The sequence below is a fragment of the Polaribacter sp. ALD11 genome (assembly GCF_002831685.1).
Lineage (GTDB): Bacteria > Bacteroidota > Bacteroidia > Flavobacteriales > Flavobacteriaceae > Polaribacter.
The window spans coordinates 3,281,685-3,304,879 of the sequence record NZ_CP025119.1 but is presented as its reverse complement, the minus strand read 5'-3'; the positions used below and the strand labels follow the sequence as shown (position 1 = coordinate 3,304,879).

Here is a 23,195-nt window from a genome sequence, read left to right as displayed (position 1 = left end):
GGTGATTTATTCTTAATAAGTCAGAATAAAAGTCAAATAAAACCTTGAACTATTAATGAATTTTTAGTTTTAAAATAAGTAAGTAAACAGTTCTAGCCCTGATTGAAGCGGCATCCTTTTTTTTGTCTGTTTGAGTGAATTTTGAAGAATGAAAAATTTGTATCGAAAACAGACAAAAAAAAGATATAGCGGAAAGCAGGAAATAGCTTCAAAAAAGTAAAAAGATTCTTAAATAAAAAGATTTTATCTACCTCTAAAACAGAATAAAATTAGAGTTTAAGGCAAAAAAAAAGCGTCCCATTTAAGGGAAGCTTTCCATTGGTTAACAAAACCACGACACTTTTTATAAAGTGCCAAACAACACAACTAAATGCTACTTCAACAAAAAGTAGCGGGCAAATATACAACCATTTATGATTTCTACAACAAATAATATGTATTTTATCGAATTCTGTAATTGCTAAATTATTGAAACATTGTATCTTTGCTGTCTTTAAAAATTTATAACTAATATATAAGAAATGCAGTTATCAGAACAAGAAGTTGTACGTAGAGAAAAGCTAGCAAAGTTAAGAGATTTGGGTATAAACCCGTATCCTGCAGATTTATTTCCAGTAGATTCTAACTCGAAAGAAATAAAAGAGAACTACGCCGAAAGTAAACAGGTGGTTATTGCAGGCCGTTTAATGGTTATAAATATTCAAGGAAAAGCTTCTTTTGCGCAGTTGCAAGACGGTGAAGGTAGAATTCAGCTTTATTTTAATAGAGATGAAATTTGTGCAGGAGAAGACAAAACTTTGTACAACGATGTCTTTAAGAAATTACTAGATTTAGGTGATTTTATTGGTGTTGAAGGTGAATTATTTACAACTAAAGTAGGTGAAAAAACAGTTAAAGTAAAGTCTTTTAAAGTATTAAGTAAAGCGTTAAAACCTTTACCAATGCCAAAGGTAAAAGATGGTGTTACTTTTGATGCTTTTACAGACCCAGAGATGCGTTACAGACAACGTTATGCAGATTTAGTGGTAAATCCGCATGTAAAAGAGGTGTTTATTAAAAGAACAAAATTGTTTAACGCCATGCGTTCTTTCTTTAATGACGCTGGTTATTTTGAAGTTGAAACGCCGGTTTTACAACCAATTCCTGGTGGTGCCGCAGCAAGACCTTTTATTACACATCACAATTCGTTAGACATTCCGTTATACATGAGAATTGCGAACGAATTGTATTTGAAAAGATTAATTGTTGGTGGTTTTGATGGTGTGTATGAATTCTCAAAAAACTTTAGAAATGAAGGAATGGACAGAACTCATAACCCAGAATTTACTGCCATGGAAATCTATGTTTCGTACAAAGATTACAATTGGATGATGGATTTCTGTGAGCAACTTTTAGAGCATTGTGCAATTGCGGTAAACGGAACTTCGGAAGCTACTTTTGGTGAACATAAAATTGATTTTAAAGCGCCGTATGCAAGAGTAACCATGGCAGATTCTATAAAACATTTTACTGGCTTCGACATTAACGGAAAAACGGAGGATGAAATTAGAGAGGCTGCAAAATCGATGAATATCGAGGTGGATGCAACCATGGGGAAAGGAAAATTAATTGATGAGATTTTTGGTGAAAAATGTGAAGGAAATTACATTCAGCCAACTTTTATTACAGATTATCCGAAAGAAATGTCTCCGCTTTGTAAAGAACACAGAGACAACCCAGAATTAACAGAACGTTTTGAGTTGATGGTTTGTGGTAAAGAAATAGCAAATGCATATTCTGAATTGAATGACCCAATTGACCAACGTGAGCGTTTTGAGCATCAATTAAAATTAGCGCAAAAAGGAGATGATGAAGCGACAGAATTTATTGATGAAGATTTTTTAAGAGCTTTAGAATACGGAATGCCGCCAACGTCTGGAATGGGAATTGGAATGGACCGTTTAATTATGTTCTTAACCAACAATCAATCGATACAAGAAGTACTTTTCTTTCCTCAAATGAGACCAGAAAAGAAAGCGCCTTCTATTGAACTAAACGATGAAGAAAAAGCGGTTTTAGCAATTATTACGAAAGCTGAAAAAATCGATTTAAACGATTTGAAAATAAAATCTGGCTTGTCTAACAAAAAATGGGACAAAACAATTAAAGGTTTAACAAAAAAAGAGGTTGCCAAAGTTTCTAAAACAGACGAAGGTTTGTTTGTGGAAGCTTTGTAAAAGTTCAAATTTTAATAAAATTTCAAAAAGGAATTGCAGTAATGTAGTTCCTTTTTTTTTTGATTTGTTCTTTCCATTGTTTCGTAAAGAATTTTCTAATAAGTTTGTTCTACGAATACTATAAATTACTAATGGAGAATTATAAAAAAATAATTGAGGACATCTATTTAGATTTAAAAGATGTTGAAGATACAGGAAAAATAGCGAATTATATTCCTGAATTGGCATTTGTAGATCCTAATAATTTAGGTATAAATATTACAACAATTAATAAAGAAAGCTTTGGTGTTGGTGCTTCTGAAGAGAAATTTTCAATTCAAAGTATTGCTAAAATCTTGTCATTGACTTTAGCTTACAAATTAGAAGGTGAAAAATTATGGGAAAGAGTTGACGTAGAACCTTCTGGGAATCCGTTTAACTCCTTTTTGCAATTAGAAACAGATTTAGGAAGACCAAGAAATCCGTTTATAAATTCTGGTGCAATAGTAGTTTGTGATGTTTTATTGAGTCACTTAGAAAATCCGAAAGAAGATTTTTTAACCTTCTGTAAAGAGATTTCTAAAAACACTTATCTAAATTATAATGAAAAAGTAGCACAGTCAGAGAAAAATGCTGGTTTTAGAAATATTGCGCTTACTAACTTTATAAAGTCTTTTGGAAACATAAAAAACAATGTTAACGACGTTTTAGATTTCTACTTTCATATTTGTTCTTTAGAAATGAACTGTAGAGAACTTTCGCAAGTATTTTTATATTTAGCTGATGATTTTTACACCACAAAAAAAGGAAATAGAATACTTACTATGAGTGAAGCAAAAAGAATTAATGCAATTATGCTTACTTGTGGTTTTTATGATGAATCTGGTGAGTTTGCTTTTCGTGTTGGTTTGCCTGGAAAAAGTGGCGTTGGTGGTGGTATTATTGCAATTCATCCAGATAAATTCTGTATTACTGTTTGGAGCCCCAAGTTAAACAAGAAAGGAAATTCTTACAAAGGAATGTTGTTTTTAGAAAAATTTACAACCAAAACAGCTTCTTCTATTTTTTAGATTTCATTTAAAAAATAGACAGAACTATAATTATTATGACAAATTTATCTCTTACAAAACATCAAATTCAAAGTGTAAAAAATTTTAAAGACCTTATTACTACTCCATTTGTTGAAGAAGTGAATGCAATGTGTTGGGAGCGCAATCTAATAGGTAATTTTTCTGAAATTATTGAAAAAGTAACACTAAACGGAAATATAGCAGAACTTCATCCGGAAGAACTTCGTGCACTACAATTAAGCGAACAAGGTCAACTTGCTCGTGAAATCCTTTTAAATGACTTACAAATTTTAAAAGTTCATGGAGCTTCTCCAATTCTTAATATTATAAAGAATTACGAGAGAGATGATGCTTCCCCATTTTTCCCGACTGATGTTTATTCTTTTCATGTAGATCGTTCTCCCATACCAACCGATACGTTTTTATGCACCTATGTTGGTGAGTCGAGTGAAATATTACCTAATTCACAAGCCATACAAAAAGTACTTGTTCCCGAAATACGAGTTAAACTTAAAAAATTATATGGAGGAAAAGAAGGTGAAGGTTTTGAGTCTTTTTTAAGTGAATTTTTCTTTGACTTACACTATCAGGCTAAATTGAATGCAAAACCGATTCCGTTAGGAGTTGGTAATTTATGGAAATTAGCAATTGACCATCCTGAAAGTAAAGTACTTCCTTGTTTACATCGTGCACCAAAAGAAAAAACAGGACAAAGCAGATTATTGTTAATCTGCTAAATATAAATTTAGTAAGTACAAAACTGCTTCAAAAAATGTATTTCAAATATAAAAGATGCACTAGAAAGTGCATCTTTTATATAATTTCTCTTTTTTTCTTGAAGAATTTTATAGGTTAATTTTAAGGTCTCACCCTTTAAACTTCATTCCTAAATGAACCACTTTTTTAGTTTCGTAGAAATCTTCCTCAAAATAATCTGTTAAATCGTAAATGGTAGCAGACGTATATAATTTTAATTCTTCAGATAAATCACCACCTTTTAAGTATAAAATTCCGTTTTTTAAATCATGGTTTTGTTTTTTAGCAATTCTACCTTTGGTCCAACCAACAAAAGTTTCCATTTGTGCTACTGCTCTACTTACTATAAAATCGTACGTATCTTTAACTTCTTCTACTCTACCATTTGTAGTTTTTACGTTTTCTAAACCTAAACCTTCTACAACTTCATTGACAACTTTTATCTTTTTACCGATAGAATCTACCAAGTGAAACTGAGTTTCTGGAAACAAAATTGCCAACGGAATTCCAGGAAAACCTCCACCTGTACCAACATCTAATACTTTAGAGCCCGATTTAAACTGTACAACTTTGGCTATCCCTAAAGAATGTAAAACATGGCGAAGATATAATTCGTCTATATCTTTTCTAGAAACAACATTTATTTTCAAATTCCAATCTTGGTACAACTCTTGTAACTTACTAAATTGTTGAATTTGTTTTTCTGATAAATCTTTAAAGTATTTGTGAATGATATCCATCTATATAAGGTTTGAAATGCAAAAATAGTTATACTTAACAAACAATTAGCAACAAAACCTGACGTTTATCATAAAAAGCAAATTCAAAAACATTATTTTTGTGAATTAATATTAAAATACTGAATGAAAACAATAAATTTCTCAAGAGTAGATAAAGCTAAATTCTTTAGAACTCTAAATAAAAGAGTGAATACATATTTCAAAGAAAACGATATAAAGAGAACAGGAAACTGGAAGTTGTATTCAAAAGCAATTATTATGTTTTCTTTATTTTTAGTTCCGTTTATACTAGTTTTAACAGTTTCTATGCCACAATGGGCAATGGGTTTGTTAATGGTATTAACAGGAATAGGAATGGCTGGCGTTGGTATGAATGTAATGCACGATGCAAATCATGAATCTTTTTCTAAAAGAAAATGGGTAAACAAATTAATGGGAAGCAGCATTTATATTCTTGCTGGAAATGTGTATAATTGGAAAGTACAACACAATGTTTTACACCATACTTTTACAAATGTAAAAGACCATGATGAAGATATAGACGCTGGTAGAATCATTCGTTTTTCTTTACACTCTAAATGGTTAAAAATTCATAAACTTCAAAAATACTACTCTATCTTTTTATATGGTTTATTAACTATTAATTGGGCCATTACTACAGATATTAAACAAATGCACCGTTATTTAAAACGTAAATTATCTTATGGTAAATTTCCAAATCCAACAACAGAGTGGACTAAGTTAGTTATTTCTAAAGTTGCGTATTACGCACTTTGGATTGTACTACCTTTATTGGTTTTAGACGTTGCATGGTGGAAAATAATCATCGGCTTTTTTGTAATGCATTACACGGCAGGTATGATTTTAAGTTTAGTGTTTCAATTAGCGCATATTGTACCAAATACAGAAATGCCAATACCAGATAAAGATGGTAATTTAGAACACACTTGGGCAGTCCACCAATTATATACCACCTCTAACTTTGCTCCTAGCAATTGGTTGGTAAACTTTTATACTGGTGGTCTAAATCATCAAGTTGAACATCATATTTTTCCACATATTTCTCATGTACATTATGATAAATTAGCTAAAATTGTGAAGGAAACTGCCATCGAATTTAATTTGCCATACAATGAATACGAAACCATGCGTAAAGCAATTGTAGAACATTTTAGACATTTAGGAGTTTTAGGGCAAAAACCTGAGTTAGCATAAAAACAACACACAACCAAACAGTACAATGAAACACCCATTATCGGACAGAATTAACAGTTTACCTGTATCTCAAACTTTAGCAATGGCTGCCAAAGCAAGAGAATTAAAAGCAGCAGGAAAAGACATTATTAGTTTAAGTTTAGGTGAACCAGACTTTAATACACCAGACTTTATAAAAGATGCTGCAATCGAAGCGATCAATCAAAATTATAATTCATATACGCCAGTTGATGGTTATTTAGAATTAAAAGAAGCGATTTGCACAAAATTTGAGCGTGATAATAATTTAAAATACGCACCAAATCAAATTGTAGTTTCTACAGGAGCAAAACAATCTATTGCAAATATTGCACAAGTTTTATTAAACCCAGGAGACGAAGTTTTATTACCTGCACCTTATTGGGTTAGTTACTCTGCAATTGCAATTTTATGTGAAGCAAAGTTTGTAGAAATTCCATCTTCTATAGATGACGATTTTAAAATTACACCAGCGCAATTAGAACGCGCAATTACGCCAAAAACAAAAATGATTTTCTTTAACTCACCAAACAACCCTAGTGGTTCTATGTATAGTGAAGAAGAATATAGAGCTTTGGCTGCTGTTTTAGAAAAACATCCGCAGATTTACGTTTTATCAGATGAAATTTATGAACACATAAACTACGGCGCAAAACCATTTAGTTTTGCAGCCATTGAAAGTATGTACGATAGAACCATTACTGTAAACGGTCTAGCAAAAGCATTTGCAATGACAGGTTGGAGAATCGGTTATATCGGTGCACCAGAATGGATTGCTAAAGCATGTACAAAAATGCAAGGTCAAATTACATCTGGCGCAAATTGTATTGCTCAGAGAGCAGCAATTACAGCAGTTTTAGCACCTATATCTAAAATTCAGTTTATGGTAGATGAATTTAGAACACGCAGAGATATTGTTGTAGGTTTATTAAGAGAAATAGACGGTTTTAACGTAAATGTTCCTGAAGGCGCATTTTATGTATTCCCAGATATTTCTTCTTTCTTCGGAAAAACGATAGACGGTATAAAAATCGAAAACGCTAACGACTTTTCTTTATTTATTTTAGAAAAAGCAAATGTTGCAACCGTTACAGGAGACGCTTTTGGTGCACCAAATTGTATTAGAATGTCTTACGCAGCTTCAGAGTTACAATTACGTGAAGCTATTAAGAGAATAAAAGAAGCGTTGAGTTAGAAATAACTTTCATACTATAAATTAAAAATCCATCTTTTTTAGATGGATTTTTTTTGTTTTAGCGTGTTTTTGAAGAAATTAAAACTAGGCTTTCCTCTGTATCTTAATAAATTTGTTATCGATACAAATTTGCTCTTCATCGTAAATCTACTAGAACTGACATTTAAAAAAGGTTAAGGGTATCAACTAGTTATTCGAACGTTTTCAATCGCTCACGCAAACCTAATTGACAGTTAATTATTTCAGCTAAATCTAATTTATTAAAAAGACCAGACCTCACAGGTTTTAAAAACTGGGAGATTAAAATTAAATCATTGTAATTGCAAGCACAAAAAGAAAAACTTGTAAAATAACCCCTATCTGACTTTCTATTTTTCCTTGATGATTTAAAATCAAAGATTTTATTCTAGAAATAGACTTACGTTTCTCTTTTTGAGGATCTCTTTTCACTTCTTCTTTATAAGAAGAGGTTAAAATTCCTCTATCTAATTCTGTTTTGTTTTGTGAATCTTTCATGGTGTTTGGTGTTATTTGGTTACACAAAGAAGACGAGACCTAACAACCTTTGTTACAGGCTAAAACTTCTTTTAAATTAAAATAAATTCGTTTTTATAGCGTTCATAGTTTACGACAATTCAAAAAATATTTTCTACAAAATTAATAAATCATGCTTAAAAAATTCTTTATCACTTGTTCCGGAATCGATAAAAATATTGTAAATAATTGTTCCGATGGTGAACAAAACAAATATGTTGGTATTGGTGCAACCGTGTTTTTTACAGCAATTATGGCAACAATTGCTGGTAGTTATGCACTTTTTACTGTTTTCGAAAATGTATATGCTGCTATTTTATTTGGTAGTATTTGGGGTTTGTTGATCTTTAATTTAGATCGATTTATAGTTTCTACAATTAAAAAAAGAGATTCTAAATGGACAGAATTTCTGCAGGCTTCTCCAAGAATTCTATTGGCAGTAATTATTGCCATTGTAATATCTAAACCATTAGAATTAAAGTTATTTGAGAAAGAAATCAATCAGATTTTATTGACTGAAAAGAACCAAATGACTTTAGAAAACAAGTCTCAAATTGCTCATTTATTTAATCCTGAAGTTACAAAAATTAATTCAGAAATTGAAACTTTAAAAGAAGAGATTACAACAGAAGAAATAAAAACAAATGCTTTATACGAAACCTATATTTCTGAAGCTGAAGGTAGAAAAGGAACAAAATTATTAGGAAAAGGACCTGTTTATGAAGAAAAAAGACAAAAACATGATGCTTCTTTGGAAGCATTGAATCAACTTAAAAAAGAGACTTCAGAAAAAATTAAGACAAAAGAATTGGCAATTGCTACTTTAATTGAAAATCAGAAACTATTAGAAAAAAAAACACAACCCATTATTACAAATTTCGATGGGTTAATGGCTAGAATAGATGCTTTAAACAAATTACCTTGGTTGCCTTCTTTCTTTATTTTCTTATTGTTCTTGGCTATTGAAACTTCGCCAATATTTGCAAAATTAATTTCACCAAAAGGAGCATATGATTTTAAGTTAGAAGATGAAGAAACAGCTGTAAAAACCTGGGTTAAGCAACAAGTGCAGCAAAGAGAAAAAATGTTGCAAGCAGATATTTTAATTAGCAAAAAAGTGTATGAAAATATTTCTGAAGAAGAAGAAATCTATGAGTATAAACAAAAAATGGCTCGAAACTTAATGAAACTGCAAGCAGACTCTTTTTATAAAAAACAACAAAGTATGCTGTAGTACTATTAGATAGCAGATGCTTGCGTTAGCGATTGTAGCGTTTGTTTAAGCTCTTTTTGAGGCACGAAAAAAAGCGAGTGCGAAAAGCGCGACCTGCAAGGGAACGCCCAACAACTTAGTATTAAAACAGAAAAGCAATCTCTATATAACTTAGAGATTGCTTTTGTAATTTATTTATAAAAAAGGAAAAATAACTTATTCCTTTTCTGCCATTTTCTTAACGTAATCTGTAATAATTACAATTTGAGTTGGGCCTACTTTACCTTCAATAAAATTTGCATTTTCATGATCTAAAGAAATTCTTCGTACAGCAGTTCCTTGTTTTGCAACCATGCTAGAACCTTTTACTTTTAAGTCTTTTATTAAAACAACAGAGTCTCCTGCTTGTAAAATTACGCCGTTTGCATCTCTGTGAATTATTTTTTCACTTTCATCTAAATGATCTCCAGATTCTTTAGCAAAACGTAAATCGTCATCTTCTAAATACATCATGTCTAACAAATCTTTTGGCCAGCCTTCATTTCTTAAACGAGATAACATTCTCCAAGCAACAACTTTTACTGCTCTGTGTTCACTCCACATAGAATCGTTTAAACAACGCCAATGGTTTGCTTCTGTTGCTTCTGCATTGTCTATTTGCGTAACACATGTTTCACAAGCTAGCAAACTTCCATCAACTCCACTACCACCAACAGTTACGGTTGGTTTTACTTCATAAATGGACAAATTATCTGTTGAAGTACATAATTCGCATTTATTTCCACTTCTTTTTTCTAAATCTTGTTGTAAACTCATTGTTGTATATTTATGTTGAATGTTCGCAAAAGTACATTTTTAAATTAATGTGCTTCTTATTTTTCAGCTTTCAAAATCAAAACATTTTTGCTTTTTCTAATTTCTGATACGTTCAATTTCATTTTAAAAAATTCACCGTTTAAATATTCTTCTGCTTGATCATTATAGTGTTTGCTAAAAACACGACCAGATTGTCCGGTTGGTAAAATTGCCAAACTATTTTCTACATCAGAAAAATCGACAATTCTTCTAGTTGAAGGTCCCGCTTTTACTTTGTAAGTTCCTGTAGAGTCTATATTGTAAATCTGATTATTAATTACTTGATCTCCACCAGAAGTAACAAAAGGCCCAACATTAAAATATTTTCTTAGCACAGCAACTTCACCAACTGCATGCTTATGTTCTACAGAAATTACGCGTTCCCATTTCCAAGCAGCTATGTTTGCACCTAATTGATTTTCTAAAAAAGAAAATGCATTTTTAAAAGATGTGGTTACAATTTCTTGCTTTGTTTCAACTTTATCTTTTGTAGCAATATTATCCCACCAAATAGAATTTTCTCTTTTTGCTTGTACTGGCAACACCTTTTCGATAAAAGGAGTATTTGCAAACTGATCGAAACCTTTCCCCATTTCGTCTGCAAAGGTGTTCTTTTGAAATTCGTATATAAATCTATTATAAATTACAGGACCAACTTCATCTTTATCAAAATTCCCTTTCCACTTTTCTAAAATATGAATTGCTGTTTTTTCACTTGGTGAAAATGAACTATTATCTAAAGAGTGTATTAAATTCTTAGCAACTTCTGGTGCGGTTGTAGAGGTTACGTCCATTATCATTTTTGCAACGTCTTTTTTTGTCCAGTCGTTTTTTGGTGCTACCAAACTAACAATTCTTTTTGCTCTATCTTCTGATAGATAATAACCAGGATACAACATATTAGCAATTGAATCTGGTTGATTATTGGCAGAATACACATAATTTATAGCTGGGTTTGTTGCTTGCGGATTTTCTTCAAAATCTAAATACTCTAGAATCTCATCTTCACCAGAACTACCGTTTAAAAAGGTCTTTGTATATAAAGAGTCTCTGTATTTATATAGTTTCCCAGTAGCAAACCAAGCAATGTTGTTTTTTGCATCACCATACATCATATTTAAACCTGGTGCGTGTAATTTACTTGCTCCGTTTTTAAATTCTGTTAGGTTCTTAGCATGAGACATTTCGTAAGCCACGTCTAAAATTTGATTCTCTAATTTTGTATAAATCCACTGCATTGCAACAGGTTTCTCGGTTTCTAAATGAGTTATAATACCATTCATTAAAGGACCGTGTTTACTTACCTTAATAGTGTAAACCGAATCTTTTGCGTCTTTGATCTTCAAGCGTTTTTCAACAAATGTATAATCAAGATACGCTTCTTTAAATTTATATTGATTTGTATTCTGCGGATTATTTTCTTCCACATAAAAATCAATGTCATCATTTTCAAACATTGTTAAACCATACGCGAAATCTTTATTATGCCCTAACAAAGGAAAAGGAACCAATGCCAAATGAAAGCCATACATCTCATAATCTGGTGTTTTTATGTGTGCTTGATACCAAACTGAAGGCTGCGAATACCCTATATGAGGATCGTTTGCAAAAATCACCTTTCCGTTTTTGGTTTTATCTGCACCAATTACCCAAGAATTACTTCCTATAAAAGGAGAAATTGGCAAAACACCTATTAAACTATTCATTGCTTGTGAAAAGGCTCCGGTAATTTCTGGATTTTTCTCATTTTGAATCAATGTTAAATTTTCATTTTCTGCACCAATCAACTCATTAAAATAAGTTGCACCCAATTTCTCTTTTACCTCGTTTAACATGGGGTCTGTTTTATGTGCAATCGCAAAACTAAAAGCCATATAACCAAAAACATTATACATATCTTTTAAGGTATATTTTTCTTTATCTACACCTACCAAATTGAACTCTATGGGTGTTTTCCCTTCTGCGATATATTGATTTACGCCATCTAAATAAGCGGTTGCCATTTTATACGGAGCCGAATTTTGATCTAAATTTGCGATTGTTTTTGCAGAAGCTTCTTCAATTCCTAAGCCAGAAAAAAGTTTGTCTGTTTCTATTAGTTTTTCTCCAAAAATTTCTGACAATCTTCCTGCAGCAATCCTTCTAATTAATTCCATTTGCCACAACCTATCTTGCGCATGCACATACCCTAAAGCAACATAAGCATCTTGTTGGTTTTTTGCATTGATGTGAGGAACACCTATTTCATCAAAATGAATTGTAACATCTTCTGTTGTATTTTTTATTTCAATTTCGCCATTGTACGTTGGTTTTAATGTTTTAGTATATAACCAACCGGCTACAAATGTTAATATTATAATAACAATTAAAAATAGGAAGATTTTTTTAATAATTTTCATGGAAATCTGTTTGATAAATTCAAAGGTAATAGAATTATATTGTATTTTTGAAACGTTTATTAAAACACTACTTCATGAGAAAAATTCAAATGGTAGACCTTCAAGGTCAATATGCAAAAATTAAAGAATCGGTCAACAATTCTATAGAACAAGTTCTAGATACATCAGCATATATAAATGGACCTTTGGTTCATGAATTTCAAGCAGATTTAGAGAAATATTTAGAGGTAAAACATGTAATTCCTTGTGCAAATGGTACAGATGCCTTGCAAATCGCAATGATGGGCTTAGGCTTAGAACAAGGAGATGAAGTTATTACAGCAGATTTTACTTTTGCAGCAACGGTAGAAGTTATTGCATTATTAAAATTAACACCCGTTTTGGTAGATGTTGATGCCGAAACCTATAACATCGATATCGAAGCATTAAAAAAAGCAATTACTCCTAAAACAAAAGCAATTGTACCTGTTCATTTATTCGGACAAGTGGCAAATATGGATGCTATTATGGAAATAGCAAAAGAACATAACTTATTTGTAATTGAAGACAATGCACAAGCAATTGGTGCAGATTACACGTTTAAAGATGGTACAAAGAAGAAAGCTGGTACTATTGGAAACGTTGGTACAACTTCATTTTTCCCTTCTAAAAACCTAGGTTGTTATGGTGATGGTGGTGCAATATTTACAAATGATGATGCTTTAGCACATACTATTAGAGGAATTGTAAACCACGGAATGTATACACGTTATTACCATGATGTTGTAGGTGTAAATTCTCGTTTAGACTCTATACAAGCAGGTGTTTTACAAGCAAAACTACCACTTTTAGACAGCTATTGTGGTGCTCGTAGAAATGCTGCTCGTTTTTATAACAACGCATTTGCGAACAACCCAAATATTATAGCACCAACTACAAAATCGAACGCAACAGATAGTTGTGGTCAAATTTGTGATGTTTGTGATTGTCATGTTTTTCATCAATATACATTACAGATAACCAATGGTAAAAGAGATGCATTGCACAAACATTTATTAGCTGAAGGAATTCCGAATGCAATTTATTACCCAGTTGCTTTACACGCACAAAAAGCTTACAAAGACACTCGTTATAAAGAAAGTGATTTCCCGGTAACAAATGAGTTGATAAAAACGGTTATTTCTTTACCGATGCACACAGAATTAGAAACAGACCAATTAGAATTTATTACAAATACGATTAATAATTTTATCAATTAAAAAATTATGAAAAGAATATTAGTAACAGGAGGTTTAGGTTTTATTGGTTCTCATACCGTTGTAGAATTACAAAACGAAGGTTTTGAAGTTGTTATTATTGATGATTTATCGAATACAACTATTAGTGTATTAGATAGCATTATAGAAATTACAGGCAAAAAACCAGAATACCACAACATCGATTTAAGAATTAAAAAAGATGTTGTTCAGTTTTTTGACACGAATAAAGTAGACGGAATTATTCATTTTGCAGCTTTTAAAGCGGTTGGAGAAAGTGTACAAAATCCTTTAGATTATTATGAAAATAATATTGGAAGTTTAGTGTACATTTTACAAGAAATGAGAGATAGAAAACTAGACAACTTTATATTCTCTTCTTCTTGTACCGTATACGGACAAGCAGATGAATTGCCAATTACAGAAAACGCACCTGTTAAAAAAGCAGAATCTCCTTACGGAAATTCAAAACAAATTGGAGAAGAAATTATTCAAGAAAGCTGTAAAGCACACCAATTAAACGCCATTGCATTGCGTTACTTTAACCCAATTGGTGCACACGAGAGTATTAAGATAGGAGAATTGCCTTTGGGAGTTCCTCAAAACTTAATTCCGTTTGTAACACAAACAGCTGCTGGAATTAGAAAAGAACTGTCTGTTTTTGGTGATGATTACCCAACAGTAGACGGAACTGCAGTAAGAGATTACATTCATGTAGTAGATTTAGCAAAAGCACATATTGCTGCGTTACAAAGACTAATCAACAAAAACAACAAACAAAACTTCGAATTTTTTAATGTTGGTACTGGAACAGGAAGCTCTGTTTTAGAAGTTATTAAAGCATTTGAAAAAGCTTCTGGAAAAGCTTTAAATTATAAAATAGTTGGCAGAAGAGAAGGTGATATTACCGCAGCGTATGCAGATACAACTATTGCAAATAGAGAATTAAACTGGAAGACAGAAAAAAATCTAGACGAAGCACTTGCTGCTGCTTGGAAATGGCAACAACAACAATAAACGTATTTTTCTAAATTCAGAAAATTTCATTTTAAGAATAAATCACTCCTTTTTGACTCATTTTTAGTTAATTTCGAGTGATTTTTCACATTTTCACATCAATTTTAACCATTTTAAGTTTCTTTATCATAAACAAACACAACTATAGTTGTTATATTGTTAATTATACCACAAGATAATTTACAATTATGTATTTCTAAGCTCATTTCCAATATTTTAACTTTAATAATTTCATATCACATGCGATACCTCTTAACTTTGCATTATAATTATTAATGATAAATGAAAACCAATGAGCCTGATAAAAATTAGAAGAAAAACCCGTTTAGAACACCGTCACACACCAAAAATGGGAGCTTTCGATACCAAAGTAACGTACATTAAAAAAACATTGCTAAACCTTATTCCTTTAAAAACACTCCACAAATACAGAGAAACGTATTACGGCAAAGTTAAAGATTGTGAAGATTGCAGTCTAGCTAAATAATATTAAAAATCCCAAACTTAAGTTTGGGATTTTTTTTGGTTAATATTTAACAACTTATACCCTATTTGCTATTTATCCTTTTAGTAATTTTAAAAGTTCAAAAATCAACCAAAATGAAAAAAATTATCTTAGCTTTTATAGCTATTACAAGTTTTATAGCTTGCAATGAATCTTCCGAAGAAAAACCACCCGAACTAAGTATTAATTACAAAAAAATAGAACTAAGCAATGGCTTAGATGTTGTTTTTCATGTTGATAAATCAGATCCTGTTGTTGCTGTAGAATTAATGGTTCATGTTGGTTCTGCTAGAGAAATTGAAGGAAGAACTGGTTTTGCACATTTATTTGAGCATTTACTATTTTTAGAATCTGAAAACCTTGGAAAGGGTGGATTGGATAAAATGAGTGCAAGAATTGGTGGTTCTGGAGCCAATGGTTCTACTTCTAGAGACAGAACAAATTACTTGCAAACGGTACCAAAAGATGCTTTAGAAAAGATGATTTGGGCAGAAGCAGACAAATTAGGGTATTTTATAAATACTGTAACAGAACCTGTTTTAGCAAAGGAAAAACAAGTTGTTAAAAATGAAAAAAGACAGAGTGTAGACAATAGACCTTATGGTCACAATCAATATGTAATTGGTAAAAACTTATACCCAAAAGAACACCCTTATAATTGGCAAGTTATTGGTTCTTTAGAAGATTTACAGAATGCAACATTACAAGATGTAAAGAATTTCTATAAAAAATGGTATGTACCTAACAATTCGACATTGGTTTTATCTGGAGATATCGATATAGAGCAAGCAACAAAATGGGTACACAAGTATTTCGATGAAATTCCGAAAGGAACAGAAGAAATTCCTGCTTTAGATAAAAAACCTGGTTTTGTTAAAGAAACGAAGTTCTTATATTATGAAGATAACTTTGCAAGGGTACCACAATTAACAATGGTATGGCCAGCAGTTGAATCTTATCACCCAGATTCTTATGCTTTAGAAGTTTTAGCTCAGTATTTAACTAATGGAAAATCTGCTCCTTTAAATCAAGTTTTGGTAGACGATTTAAAATTAACTTCATACACAAGTATGTTTAATTATATTTCTGAAGTTGCCGGTGAAACACAACTTTCTGTAAGAGCTTTTAACGGTAAAAAACTAGATGAAGTAAAGACAGGAATTGAAAAAGGATTTGAAAAATTTGAAGCCGAAGGAATCTCAGAAAAAGATTTAAATAGAATAAAAGCAGGACAAGAAACTCAATTTTATGGCAGTTTATCTAGTGTTTTAGGAAAAGGATCTAATTTAGCATCTTATAATACTTATTTAGGAGACCCTGGTTTTGTAACTGAAGATATTAAAAGAACTTTAGCTGTTACAACCGAAGATGTAATGCGTGTTTATAATACATACATCAAAAATAAAAATTACATTGCTACAAGTTTTGTTCCTAAAAATAGTGCTGAGTTAGCGCTAAAAGGTTCAGTGTTAGCAAATGTTGTAGAAGAGAAAATTGTAAATGGAGCTGAAGATAATTTCGATCCGAAAATTGCAGCTACTTACACAAAAACAGCTTCTTCTTTTGACAGAACGATAGAACCACCTTATGGAAAAACGCCTTCTTTAGCGGTTCCTAAAGTATATGAAAGTAGTTTAGAAAATGGCTTAAAAATCTTCGGAATAGAAAATGATGAAGTGCCTTTAGTCCGTTTTAATTTAACAATTGATGGCGGACAATTATTAGAGTCTATGGACAATTTAGGCGTTGCCAATTTAACAGCAGATTTATTAAATAAAGGAACAAAAAATAAAACAGTTAAAGAGTTAGAAGAAGCTATTCAAGATTTAGGTGCCACTATCTACGTTTATTCAGGTAAAGAAAGCATTACAATTTCTGGAACAACTTTAGCTAAAAATTACAATGCAACGTTAGCATTAGCACAAGAAATGTTATTAGAACCTAGGTTTGATGAAAAGGAATTCGACTTGCTTAAGAATGCAACAATGGCAAGTTTACGTCAACAAGAAGCAAACCCTAACTCTGTAGCTAGCAATGCTTATAATGGTTTAATTTATGGAGAAGACAACATTCGTTCTAAAAATACTTTAGGAACAATATCATCTGTTAAAGCAACAACTTTAGAAGACATTAAAGTTTACTATAATAATTACATTTCGCCTTCTGTAGCAAAAATGTTAATTGTTGGTGCCATTTCTGAAGATAAATTAGCTGCTTCATTAACTAGTTTAAATACAAACTGGAAAGCCAAAGAAGTTACAATTCCTGCATATAAAACTCCAGAAGCACCTACTAAACCTGCTGTCTATTTTTATGATATTCCAAACGCAAAACAATCTGTTTTACAATTTGGCGCACCTGCATTAGCTGCAACAGATAAAGATTTTTATGCTGCTTCTGTAATGAATTATATTCTTGGTGGTGGTGGTTTTGCTTCTCGTTTGACACAAGAATTACGTGAAGGAAAAGGGTATACTTACGGAATCCGTTCTGGCTTTTCTGGTACAAAAGCAAAAGGAACTTTTACAATTTCTAGTAGCGTTCGTTCTAATGTTACTTTAGAATCTGCACAAGCAGTTCAAAAAATATTAGAAGAATATCCAACTACTTTTTCTGACAAAGATTTAGAAACCACAAAAAGTTTCTTAATTAAAAGTAATGCAAGAGCTTTTGAAACTGCAGGTGCAAAACTAAGAATGTTATCTAATATTAGTAATTATGGCTTAAAAGCAGATTACGTAAAAGACAGAGAAGAAACAGTAAATAACATGACTAAAGAGCGTATCGAAGAACTGGCTAACAAATACATAAACTCAAATAAAATGATTTGGTTGGTTGTTGGTGATGCAGAAACGCAATTAGAAAGAATGAAAGAATTAGGTTATGGAGCGCCAATTCTACTAAACGAAAGACAAAAGAAAATTAAGAATTAAAACCTTTAACTAGCTGCTGTCTTCAAACAGTAACAAATAAAAAGCCCCAATTTTTACTTAAAAATTGGGGCTTTTTTTGTTTTTTAAATTACTCTACCAAAGTATTAAACTAGCAGTAAAGCACCTAAATAGTCGCAATCATTGTTACAAATAATAGAAGTTAAAAAAAAATTGGCAAGAGAAGAACTAATTTAGTTTGTTTATAAGTTTTTAAAAAGCTAACTTCGTTAACTTCTGATATAAAATATTGAAACGATTTCATATCATTAGAGTTGTAGGTAATTAAAAAATAATGCTTTGAGAAAAACTATAATTATTCTGATACTAATGACTTCCCTTAGTTGTCTTGCTCAGAATTATAAATTTAACTTGTTGACTAACTATAAGTCAGAAAACGGTTTCTATAAGGAAAAAATTATTTATTCCAACAAAAACGATAATAGTTATTTCTTGAAAATATATAAATTTAAAGATAAAAATATTGGAGAAATTGTTGATTTAAAAAATTCAAAACATCATTTTTTTAAAGTAATTGAAAGTGAAGGAAATGAAAAGGTGGCTTATCATCAGTTTGTATATGAAAATAGCTCAAATGTATTTTATCGAGATTTACCTACAGTTTTTGATTTTAAAGTTATTGCTAAAGATAGCTTATCAAAAACAGTGAAATTAATTAAATACAAGAACAAAAGAAAGAAAATAATTATAGGTATTGCTGAATTGAAAATAAAAAACATTCCTTATAAACTATTTTCACTATTCAGGTTTAGCTGTTTACATCCTTATGAATATTTTACAAATTTAAGTTTTAATGAAAATGGAATTGTGGAAAGTTATAAATCACTTAACACGAAAAATCCAATTTTTATTTATCTAGATTATTATTCCGAAAATGTAGATTTTGAACTAAAAATAAAAAGATAAACTACCTACAACACCGTGTAATAAAAATTGCTTATTTTTAGCTTAATCAAAAATGCAACTTTCAATATACAAGCCGTTAACGAAACCTAAAAAATAAATCACAAAAAAACGAACTCTCACGAGTTCGTTTTTTTATTTATAAATATATAATAAAGTTATTCCGCCAAAACCGCTCCACTAGCAGCAACAGATCTATCTATTTTTCGCATTAAACCTTGTAATACTTTACCAGGTCCAACTTCGATAAATTCAGTTCCACCATCTGCAATCATTGCCTGTATCGACTGCGTCCACCTAACTGGCGCCGTTAATTGAAGTATTAAGTTTTTCTTAATCTCATTTGCATTTGTAACCGCACTAGCCGTAACATTTTGATATACCGGACAAGTAGGCTCGCTAAACACCGTTTCCTCAATGGCTGCAGCTAACTCTTCTCTTGCAGGCTCCATCATTGGCGAGTGAAAAGCACCACCAACAGGCAATAATATTGCTCTTTTAGCTCCTTTTTCCGTTAAAATCTCACAAGCTTTTTCAACCGCAGTAATTTCACCAGAAATTACTAATTGACCCGGACAGTTGTAGTTTGCAGCGACTACTACTCCATCTATTTCAGCACAAGTTTCTTCTACGATATTGTCTGCCAACCCTAAAACTGCCGCCATGGTAGAAGGTGCTATTTCACACGCTTTTTGCATTGCCAAAGCACGTTTAGAAACCAATTTTAATCCGTCTTCAAAAGACAAAACCCCATTTGCAACCAATGCAGATAATTCTCCTAAAGAATGTCCTGCAACCATTTCTGGTTTAAAATCTTCTCCTAAAACTTTCGCTAAAATAACTGAATGTAAAAAGATTGCAGGTTGTGTAACTTTCGTTTCTTTTAACTGTTCTGCCGTTCCTTCGAACATAATATCTGTAATAGAAAATCCTAAAATATCGTTTGCTTTCTCAAAATATTCTTGTGCCAACGCAGAACTTTCGTATAAATCCAATCCCATTCCTGTGAATTGAGCTCCTTGACCTGGAAAAATATATGCTTTCATAAAATATGTATTTGTCTAGTTGTTTATTTATTTAATAGTCGGCAAAAATAATCATTTTTATTTGAAGCTATTTCCTGCTTTCTACTATATCTTTTTTAAGAAAAATAAAAAAGGATGCCGTTTCAATCAGGGCTAAACTTATTAAGCTGTTAGTAGCAATTCTAAAAATTTAATCTTTGTTTAGTCATTATACTCAAACTCATCAAAAACTAAAGAAAATTTAGAATCCTTTTTGTAATCAATAGTAAAAGGTTACGTCTAAAAAATTAGAAATTACATACAATGAAAAAAGCACTTTTATTATTTATAATTACACTTACTTTCTCACAAGTAAATGCGCAAACATCTATCTTTAATAATTTATTACAAAAACATGTAACGAAAAGTGGTATTGTAGATTATAAAGGTATAAAAATAGATGAAGTTACATTAGACAGTTACATCTCCTATTTAGAAAAAACTACTCCAGAAGAATCTTGGTCAGGAAACAAGCAAAAATCTTTTTGGATTAATGCATATAACGCATATACCCTTAAAATAATTTTAGAAAATTATCCTCTAAAAAGTATTATGGATATCAAACAAAAAGGAAAAACTGCATGGAAAATTCCTTTTGCAAAAGTTGGTGGAAAAATCTATACTTTAGATTATATAGAACATGAAATTTTACGAAAAAAGCTGTTTGACCCAAGAATTCATGTAGGCGTAAATTGTGCTTCAGGTTCCTGTCCTAAATTAGCAAATAGGGCTTTTACAGAAGAAAACGTAGATGTTACTTTAGAGAAGCTAATGAAAGAGTTTGTAAACGATTCCACAAGAAATAAAGTTTCTAATAAGAAGGTTCAAATTTCTTCAATTTTCGATTGGTTTAAAAGTGATTTTACAAAGAATGGTTCTATTATCGATTATTTAAATACCTATTCAAAAACAGAAATAAACTCGAAAGCTAAAATCAGTTATTTAAAGTATGACTGGTCTTTAAACGATAAATAAATTATTATCTTTCACTTTTAATTTTATAAAAGATACAAATGTCTAAAAACTATTACGACGCAGCAGACTTAAGGAAATTTGGAAAAATTACAGAATGGAACGAAGAACTTGGAAACAAATTTTTCGATTATTACGGTAAAGTTTTTGAAGAAGGCGCATTAACAGCTCGCGAAAAATCTTTAATTGCTTTGGCAGTTGCACATACAGAGCAATGCCCTTATTGTATAGATGCATATACAAAAGACGGTTTGCAACGCGGAATTACAAAAGAACAAATGATGGAGGCAATTCATGTTGGTGCTGCGATTAAAAGTGGTGCAACCTTGGTTCACGGAGTGCAAATGATGAATAAAGTGAATAAGTTAGAAATGTAAGCAGTGAACCATTTTTTGCTTTTCAGAAAAAATGTGTGAATCGCTTATCCCGCTTTTCTGCGGAATCTCAAACTATAATTCTATTAGACTCATTAAAAAATACCTGATTTGCAAATGCACTAAATAATAACTCCATCAGAAGAAAAACCAAACCACATTTTTTTTACGTAAATAAATTAAATAGAAAAGAACAAAATATAAATTCAGAATATCTTCAAAAGATACTGAAACAAGTTCAGCATGAAAAAATCACTAAAAGCAAGAAATAACGACATCGCAAATACATCTCGCCAAATGGAAATTCTTTCAAGTGGCATTTTTGCTAACGGAGAGTTACCAACGTTTGCTGCAAAAATTAAAGAAACAGGACATTTTCCTTTACGTCCTAAAAAATTAGAAATTCTACAGATAAACCTAGGTTACATGTGCAACCAAGTTTGTTCACATTGCCATGTAGATGCTGGTCCAGATCGTAAAGAAATTATGACAAAAGAAACCATGCAACAATGTTTAGACGTTATTAAAAAAACAGAAGCACATACGTTAGACTTAACTGGTGGAGCACCAGAAATGAATCCTAATTTTAGATGGTTTGTAGAAGAAGCTTCTAAAGCAGGAATTAAAGATTTTATTGTGCGGTCTAATTTAACAATTATTAGAGCCAATAAGAAATATTACGATTTACCAGAGTTTTTCAAAAAACATGGAGTGCATGTAGTTTCTTCTATGCCACACTGGACGCGTGGAAAAACAGACAAACAACGTGGAGATGGTGTTTTTGATAAATCTATAAAGGCTTTGCAAGAATTAAATGCAATTGGTTATGGGCTAGAAGGTTCTGGTTTAAAATTAGATTTGGTTTACAATCCTTCAGGTGCTTTTTTACCTGGAGATCAAATGGCTTTGCAAAATGATTTTAAAAAAGCATTGAAAACTGAATTTGACATCGATTTCCATCAGCTTTTCGCAATTACAAACTTACCAATTAGTCGTTTTTTAGATTATTTAATTGCTTCAGACAATTATGAAGATTACATGCACTCTTTATTAGATGCATACAATCCTACTGCTGTAGAGAACGTAATGTGTACAAATACAATTTCAATTAGTTGGGATGGTTGGTTGTTCGATTGCGACTTTAATCAAATGTTAAATTTAAAAGTTGCTAGTAAAGTAAAGCACATTGCAGATTATAATGAAGAATTATTACAAGACAGAAACATTATTATAAATCAGCATTGTTACGGTTGTACTGCTGGCGCAGGAAGTAGCTGTCAAGGAGTTGTTGCTTAATATATGAACCAAAAAACTGCCATATTAATTTTTGCGAATTCTGCGGAAAAAGAAGTTGAAAGAAAATCGTTTCTTTCAACAGATGTTATTTCCGCATTAAATACGCAAACATTAAAAACTGTAGAAAAATCTGGAATTACCTATTTTCATATTTCTGAAAAACAACAAGTTGGAACTTCTTTTGGAGAACGTTTTTCTAATGCTATTGAAGGTATTTTTGATAAAGGTTTTAAAAATGTAATTACTATTGGTAATGATACTCCACATTTAAAAGCACAGCATTTAGTTGACACTTTACATCGTTTAGAAAAAAACGATTTAGTTTTAGGTCCTTCTAAAGACGGTGGTTTCTATTTAATGGGAATTAAAAAAACTCATTTTAATAAAGAAACCTTCATAGAATTACCTTGGCAAACCAATCGTTTACATAAAAAAATTGTTAACATAGCAACTTCTAAAAATTTAGAAATTCGGTTTTTAGAACTTCTAAATGATATCGATTCAAAAGAAGATATTCAATTTATCATAGACAGTTTCAAAGCGATTCCATTATCAATCTTACAACTCTTACAAAAATTATTCTTCACGATTAAGATTGCTTTTTTTCAGGAAGAATTTTCGATATTAAACACTTCATTTTTTAGGAACTTCAATAAAGGCTCTCCACTCATTTTTGCGTAATTCTTCA

At 31.2% G+C, this 23,195-nt stretch carries 20 protein-coding genes; 15 read left to right on the top strand and 5 right to left on the bottom strand.

Annotated elements, in window-relative coordinates; all coding sequences use genetic code 11:
* The first annotated feature begins 521 nt into the window (after positions 1 to 521).
* The 3 genes from lysS to CW731_RS14325 all read left to right on the top strand — a co-directional run bounded on the left by lysS (position 522) and on the right by CW731_RS14325 (position 4,002).
* Complete coding sequence (gene lysS, locus CW731_RS14335) at positions 522 to 2,216, top strand: lysine--tRNA ligase (RefSeq protein ID WP_100947370.1); 1,695 nt, start codon at positions 522 to 524, stop codon at positions 2,214 to 2,216.
* Between the two features lie 131 nt (positions 2,217 to 2,347).
* A complete protein-coding gene (locus CW731_RS14330) occupies positions 2,348 to 3,265 on the top strand; it encodes a glutaminase (RefSeq protein WP_100947369.1) in 918 nt (305 codons plus the stop codon).
* A gap of 35 nt (positions 3,266 to 3,300) precedes the next feature.
* Positions 3,301 to 4,002 carry a hypothetical protein gene (locus tag CW731_RS14325; protein WP_100947368.1) on the top strand — a complete coding sequence of 234 codons (702 nt, stop codon included), beginning with the start codon at positions 3,301 to 3,303 and terminating at the stop codon, positions 4,000 to 4,002.
* 129 nt (positions 4,003 to 4,131) lie between these two features.
* Here the strand turns inward: CW731_RS14325 and rsmG are convergent, their stop codons facing one another.
* On the bottom strand, positions 4,132 to 4,761 hold the full coding sequence (rsmG, locus tag CW731_RS14320) for a 16S rRNA (guanine(527)-N(7))-methyltransferase RsmG (RefSeq protein ID WP_100947367.1): 630 nt from the start codon (positions 4,759 to 4,761) through the stop codon (positions 4,132 to 4,134).
* A gap of 123 nt (positions 4,762 to 4,884) precedes the next feature.
* Between rsmG and CW731_RS14315 the strand changes: the two genes are divergently transcribed.
* Positions 4,885 to 5,976: an acyl-CoA desaturase gene (locus CW731_RS14315; protein WP_100947366.1), complete on the top strand. Its 1,092-nt coding sequence runs from the start codon at positions 4,885 to 4,887 to the stop codon at positions 5,974 to 5,976.
* A 25-nt stretch (positions 5,977 to 6,001) separates the two neighbouring features.
* The gene (locus tag CW731_RS14310) at positions 6,002 to 7,189 is read left to right on the top strand and encodes a pyridoxal phosphate-dependent aminotransferase (protein WP_198519825.1); all 1,188 of its coding nucleotides are present in this window, start codon (positions 6,002 to 6,004) and stop codon (positions 7,187 to 7,189) included.
* A 306-nt stretch (positions 7,190 to 7,495) separates the two neighbouring features.
* Here the strand turns inward: CW731_RS14310 and CW731_RS14305 are convergent, their stop codons facing one another.
* Positions 7,496 to 7,705, bottom strand: a complete 210-nt coding sequence (locus CW731_RS14305) for a hypothetical protein (protein WP_100947365.1) — start codon at positions 7,703 to 7,705, stop codon at positions 7,496 to 7,498.
* A 151-nt stretch (positions 7,706 to 7,856) separates the two neighbouring features.
* Between CW731_RS14305 and CW731_RS14300 the strand changes: the two genes are divergently transcribed.
* Positions 7,857 to 8,957 carry a DUF4407 domain-containing protein gene (locus CW731_RS14300; protein ID WP_100947364.1) on the top strand — a complete coding sequence of 367 codons (1,101 nt, stop codon included), beginning with the start codon at positions 7,857 to 7,859 and terminating at the stop codon, positions 8,955 to 8,957.
* 195 nt (positions 8,958 to 9,152) lie between these two features.
* Here the strand turns inward: CW731_RS14300 and CW731_RS14295 are convergent, their stop codons facing one another.
* Together CW731_RS14295 and CW731_RS14290 are read right to left on the bottom strand one after the other, a co-directional pair.
* Entirely contained in the window at positions 9,153 to 9,752 is a 600-nt protein-coding gene (locus tag CW731_RS14295; protein ID WP_100947363.1) for an alkylphosphonate utilization protein, read from the bottom strand.
* Positions 9,753 to 9,808: 56 nt separating this feature from the next.
* Positions 9,809 to 12,190, bottom strand: coding sequence for a penicillin acylase family protein (locus CW731_RS14290; protein WP_100947362.1), 2,382 nt, complete (start codon positions 12,188 to 12,190; stop codon positions 9,809 to 9,811).
* Between the two features lie 74 nt (positions 12,191 to 12,264).
* On the opposite strand from CW731_RS14290, the gene CW731_RS14285 reads away from it, so the two are divergent.
* The 5 genes from CW731_RS14285 (at position 12,265) to CW731_RS14265 (ending at position 18,804) form a co-directional block, all read left to right on the top strand.
* A complete protein-coding gene (locus CW731_RS14285) occupies positions 12,265 to 13,428 on the top strand; it encodes a DegT/DnrJ/EryC1/StrS aminotransferase family protein (RefSeq protein WP_100947361.1) in 1,164 nt (387 codons plus the stop codon).
* Between the two features lie 6 nt (positions 13,429 to 13,434).
* Entirely contained in the window at positions 13,435 to 14,442 is a 1,008-nt protein-coding gene (galE, locus tag CW731_RS14280) for a UDP-glucose 4-epimerase GalE (protein ID WP_100947360.1), read from the top strand.
* Between the two features lie 292 nt (positions 14,443 to 14,734).
* Positions 14,735 to 14,929, top strand: coding sequence for a hypothetical protein (locus tag CW731_RS14275; RefSeq protein ID WP_100947359.1), 195 nt, complete (start codon positions 14,735 to 14,737; stop codon positions 14,927 to 14,929).
* Between the two features lie 113 nt (positions 14,930 to 15,042).
* Positions 15,043 to 17,880: a pitrilysin family protein gene (locus CW731_RS14270; RefSeq protein WP_100947358.1), complete on the top strand. Its 2,838-nt coding sequence runs from the start codon at positions 15,043 to 15,045 to the stop codon at positions 17,878 to 17,880.
* A gap of 297 nt (positions 17,881 to 18,177) precedes the next feature.
* Positions 18,178 to 18,804: a hypothetical protein gene (locus CW731_RS14265; protein WP_157812236.1), complete on the top strand. Its 627-nt coding sequence runs from the start codon at positions 18,178 to 18,180 to the stop codon at positions 18,802 to 18,804.
* 155 nt (positions 18,805 to 18,959) lie between these two features.
* On the opposite strand, the gene fabD is transcribed toward CW731_RS14265, so the two are convergent.
* The gene (gene fabD, locus CW731_RS14260) at positions 18,960 to 19,847 is read right to left on the bottom strand and encodes an ACP S-malonyltransferase (RefSeq protein ID WP_100947356.1); all 888 of its coding nucleotides are present in this window, start codon (positions 19,845 to 19,847) and stop codon (positions 18,960 to 18,962) included.
* 282 nt (positions 19,848 to 20,129) lie between these two features.
* Between fabD and CW731_RS14255 the strand changes: the two genes are divergently transcribed.
* From CW731_RS14255 to CW731_RS14240, 4 genes are all read left to right on the top strand, one after another.
* Positions 20,130 to 20,840, top strand: a complete 711-nt coding sequence (locus CW731_RS14255; protein ID WP_100947355.1) for a DUF547 domain-containing protein — start codon at positions 20,130 to 20,132, stop codon at positions 20,838 to 20,840.
* A gap of 38 nt (positions 20,841 to 20,878) precedes the next feature.
* Complete coding sequence (locus CW731_RS14250) at positions 20,879 to 21,214, top strand: arsenosugar biosynthesis-associated peroxidase-like protein (RefSeq protein ID WP_018943417.1); 336 nt, start codon at positions 20,879 to 20,881, stop codon at positions 21,212 to 21,214.
* A 240-nt stretch (positions 21,215 to 21,454) separates the two neighbouring features.
* Positions 21,455 to 22,507 (top strand): arsenosugar biosynthesis radical SAM (seleno)protein ArsS, encoded by a 1,053-nt coding sequence (gene arsS, locus CW731_RS14245; RefSeq protein WP_100947354.1) that lies wholly within the window; start codon positions 21,455 to 21,457, stop codon positions 22,505 to 22,507.
* 3 nt (positions 22,508 to 22,510) lie between these two features.
* A complete protein-coding gene (locus CW731_RS14240) occupies positions 22,511 to 23,188 on the top strand; it encodes a DUF2064 domain-containing protein (protein ID WP_100947353.1) in 678 nt (225 codons plus the stop codon).
* Positions 23,189 to 23,195 lie beyond the last annotated feature (7 nt).

Bases quoted from the DNA above. Each gene is read 5' to 3' on its own strand.
- lysS (WP_100947370.1), top strand. From the start codon at position 522: ATGCAGTTATCAGAACAAGAAGTTGTACGTAGAGAAAAGCTAGCAAAG.
- CW731_RS14330 (WP_100947369.1), top strand. From the start codon at position 2,348: ATGGAGAATTATAAAAAAATAATTGAGGACATCTATTTAGATTTAAAA.
- CW731_RS14325 (WP_100947368.1), top strand. From the start codon at position 3,301: ATGACAAATTTATCTCTTACAAAACATCAAATTCAAAGTGTAAAAAAT.
- rsmG (WP_100947367.1), bottom strand. From the start codon at position 4,761: ATGGATATCATTCACAAATACTTTAAAGATTTATCAGAAAAACAAATT.
- CW731_RS14315 (WP_100947366.1), top strand. From the start codon at position 4,885: ATGAAAACAATAAATTTCTCAAGAGTAGATAAAGCTAAATTCTTTAGA.
- CW731_RS14310 (WP_198519825.1), top strand. From the start codon at position 6,002: ATGAAACACCCATTATCGGACAGAATTAACAGTTTACCTGTATCTCAA.
- CW731_RS14305 (WP_100947365.1), bottom strand. From the start codon at position 7,705: ATGAAAGATTCACAAAACAAAACAGAATTAGATAGAGGAATTTTAACC.
- CW731_RS14300 (WP_100947364.1), top strand. From the start codon at position 7,857: ATGCTTAAAAAATTCTTTATCACTTGTTCCGGAATCGATAAAAATATT.
- CW731_RS14295 (WP_100947363.1), bottom strand. From the start codon at position 9,752: ATGAGTTTACAACAAGATTTAGAAAAAAGAAGTGGAAATAAATGCGAA.
- CW731_RS14290 (WP_100947362.1), bottom strand. From the start codon at position 12,190: ATGAAAATTATTAAAAAAATCTTCCTATTTTTAATTGTTATTATAATA.
- CW731_RS14285 (WP_100947361.1), top strand. From the start codon at position 12,265: ATGAGAAAAATTCAAATGGTAGACCTTCAAGGTCAATATGCAAAAATT.
- galE (WP_100947360.1), top strand. From the start codon at position 13,435: ATGAAAAGAATATTAGTAACAGGAGGTTTAGGTTTTATTGGTTCTCAT.
- CW731_RS14275 (WP_100947359.1), top strand. From the start codon at position 14,735: ATGAGCCTGATAAAAATTAGAAGAAAAACCCGTTTAGAACACCGTCAC.
- CW731_RS14270 (WP_100947358.1), top strand. From the start codon at position 15,043: ATGAAAAAAATTATCTTAGCTTTTATAGCTATTACAAGTTTTATAGCT.
- fabD (WP_100947356.1), bottom strand. From the start codon at position 19,847: ATGAAAGCATATATTTTTCCAGGTCAAGGAGCTCAATTCACAGGAATG.
- CW731_RS14255 (WP_100947355.1), top strand. From the start codon at position 20,130: ATGAAAAAAGCACTTTTATTATTTATAATTACACTTACTTTCTCACAA.
- CW731_RS14250 (WP_018943417.1), top strand. From the start codon at position 20,879: ATGTCTAAAAACTATTACGACGCAGCAGACTTAAGGAAATTTGGAAAA.
- arsS (WP_100947354.1), top strand. From the start codon at position 21,455: ATGAAAAAATCACTAAAAGCAAGAAATAACGACATCGCAAATACATCT.
- CW731_RS14240 (WP_100947353.1), top strand. From the start codon at position 22,511: ATGAACCAAAAAACTGCCATATTAATTTTTGCGAATTCTGCGGAAAAA.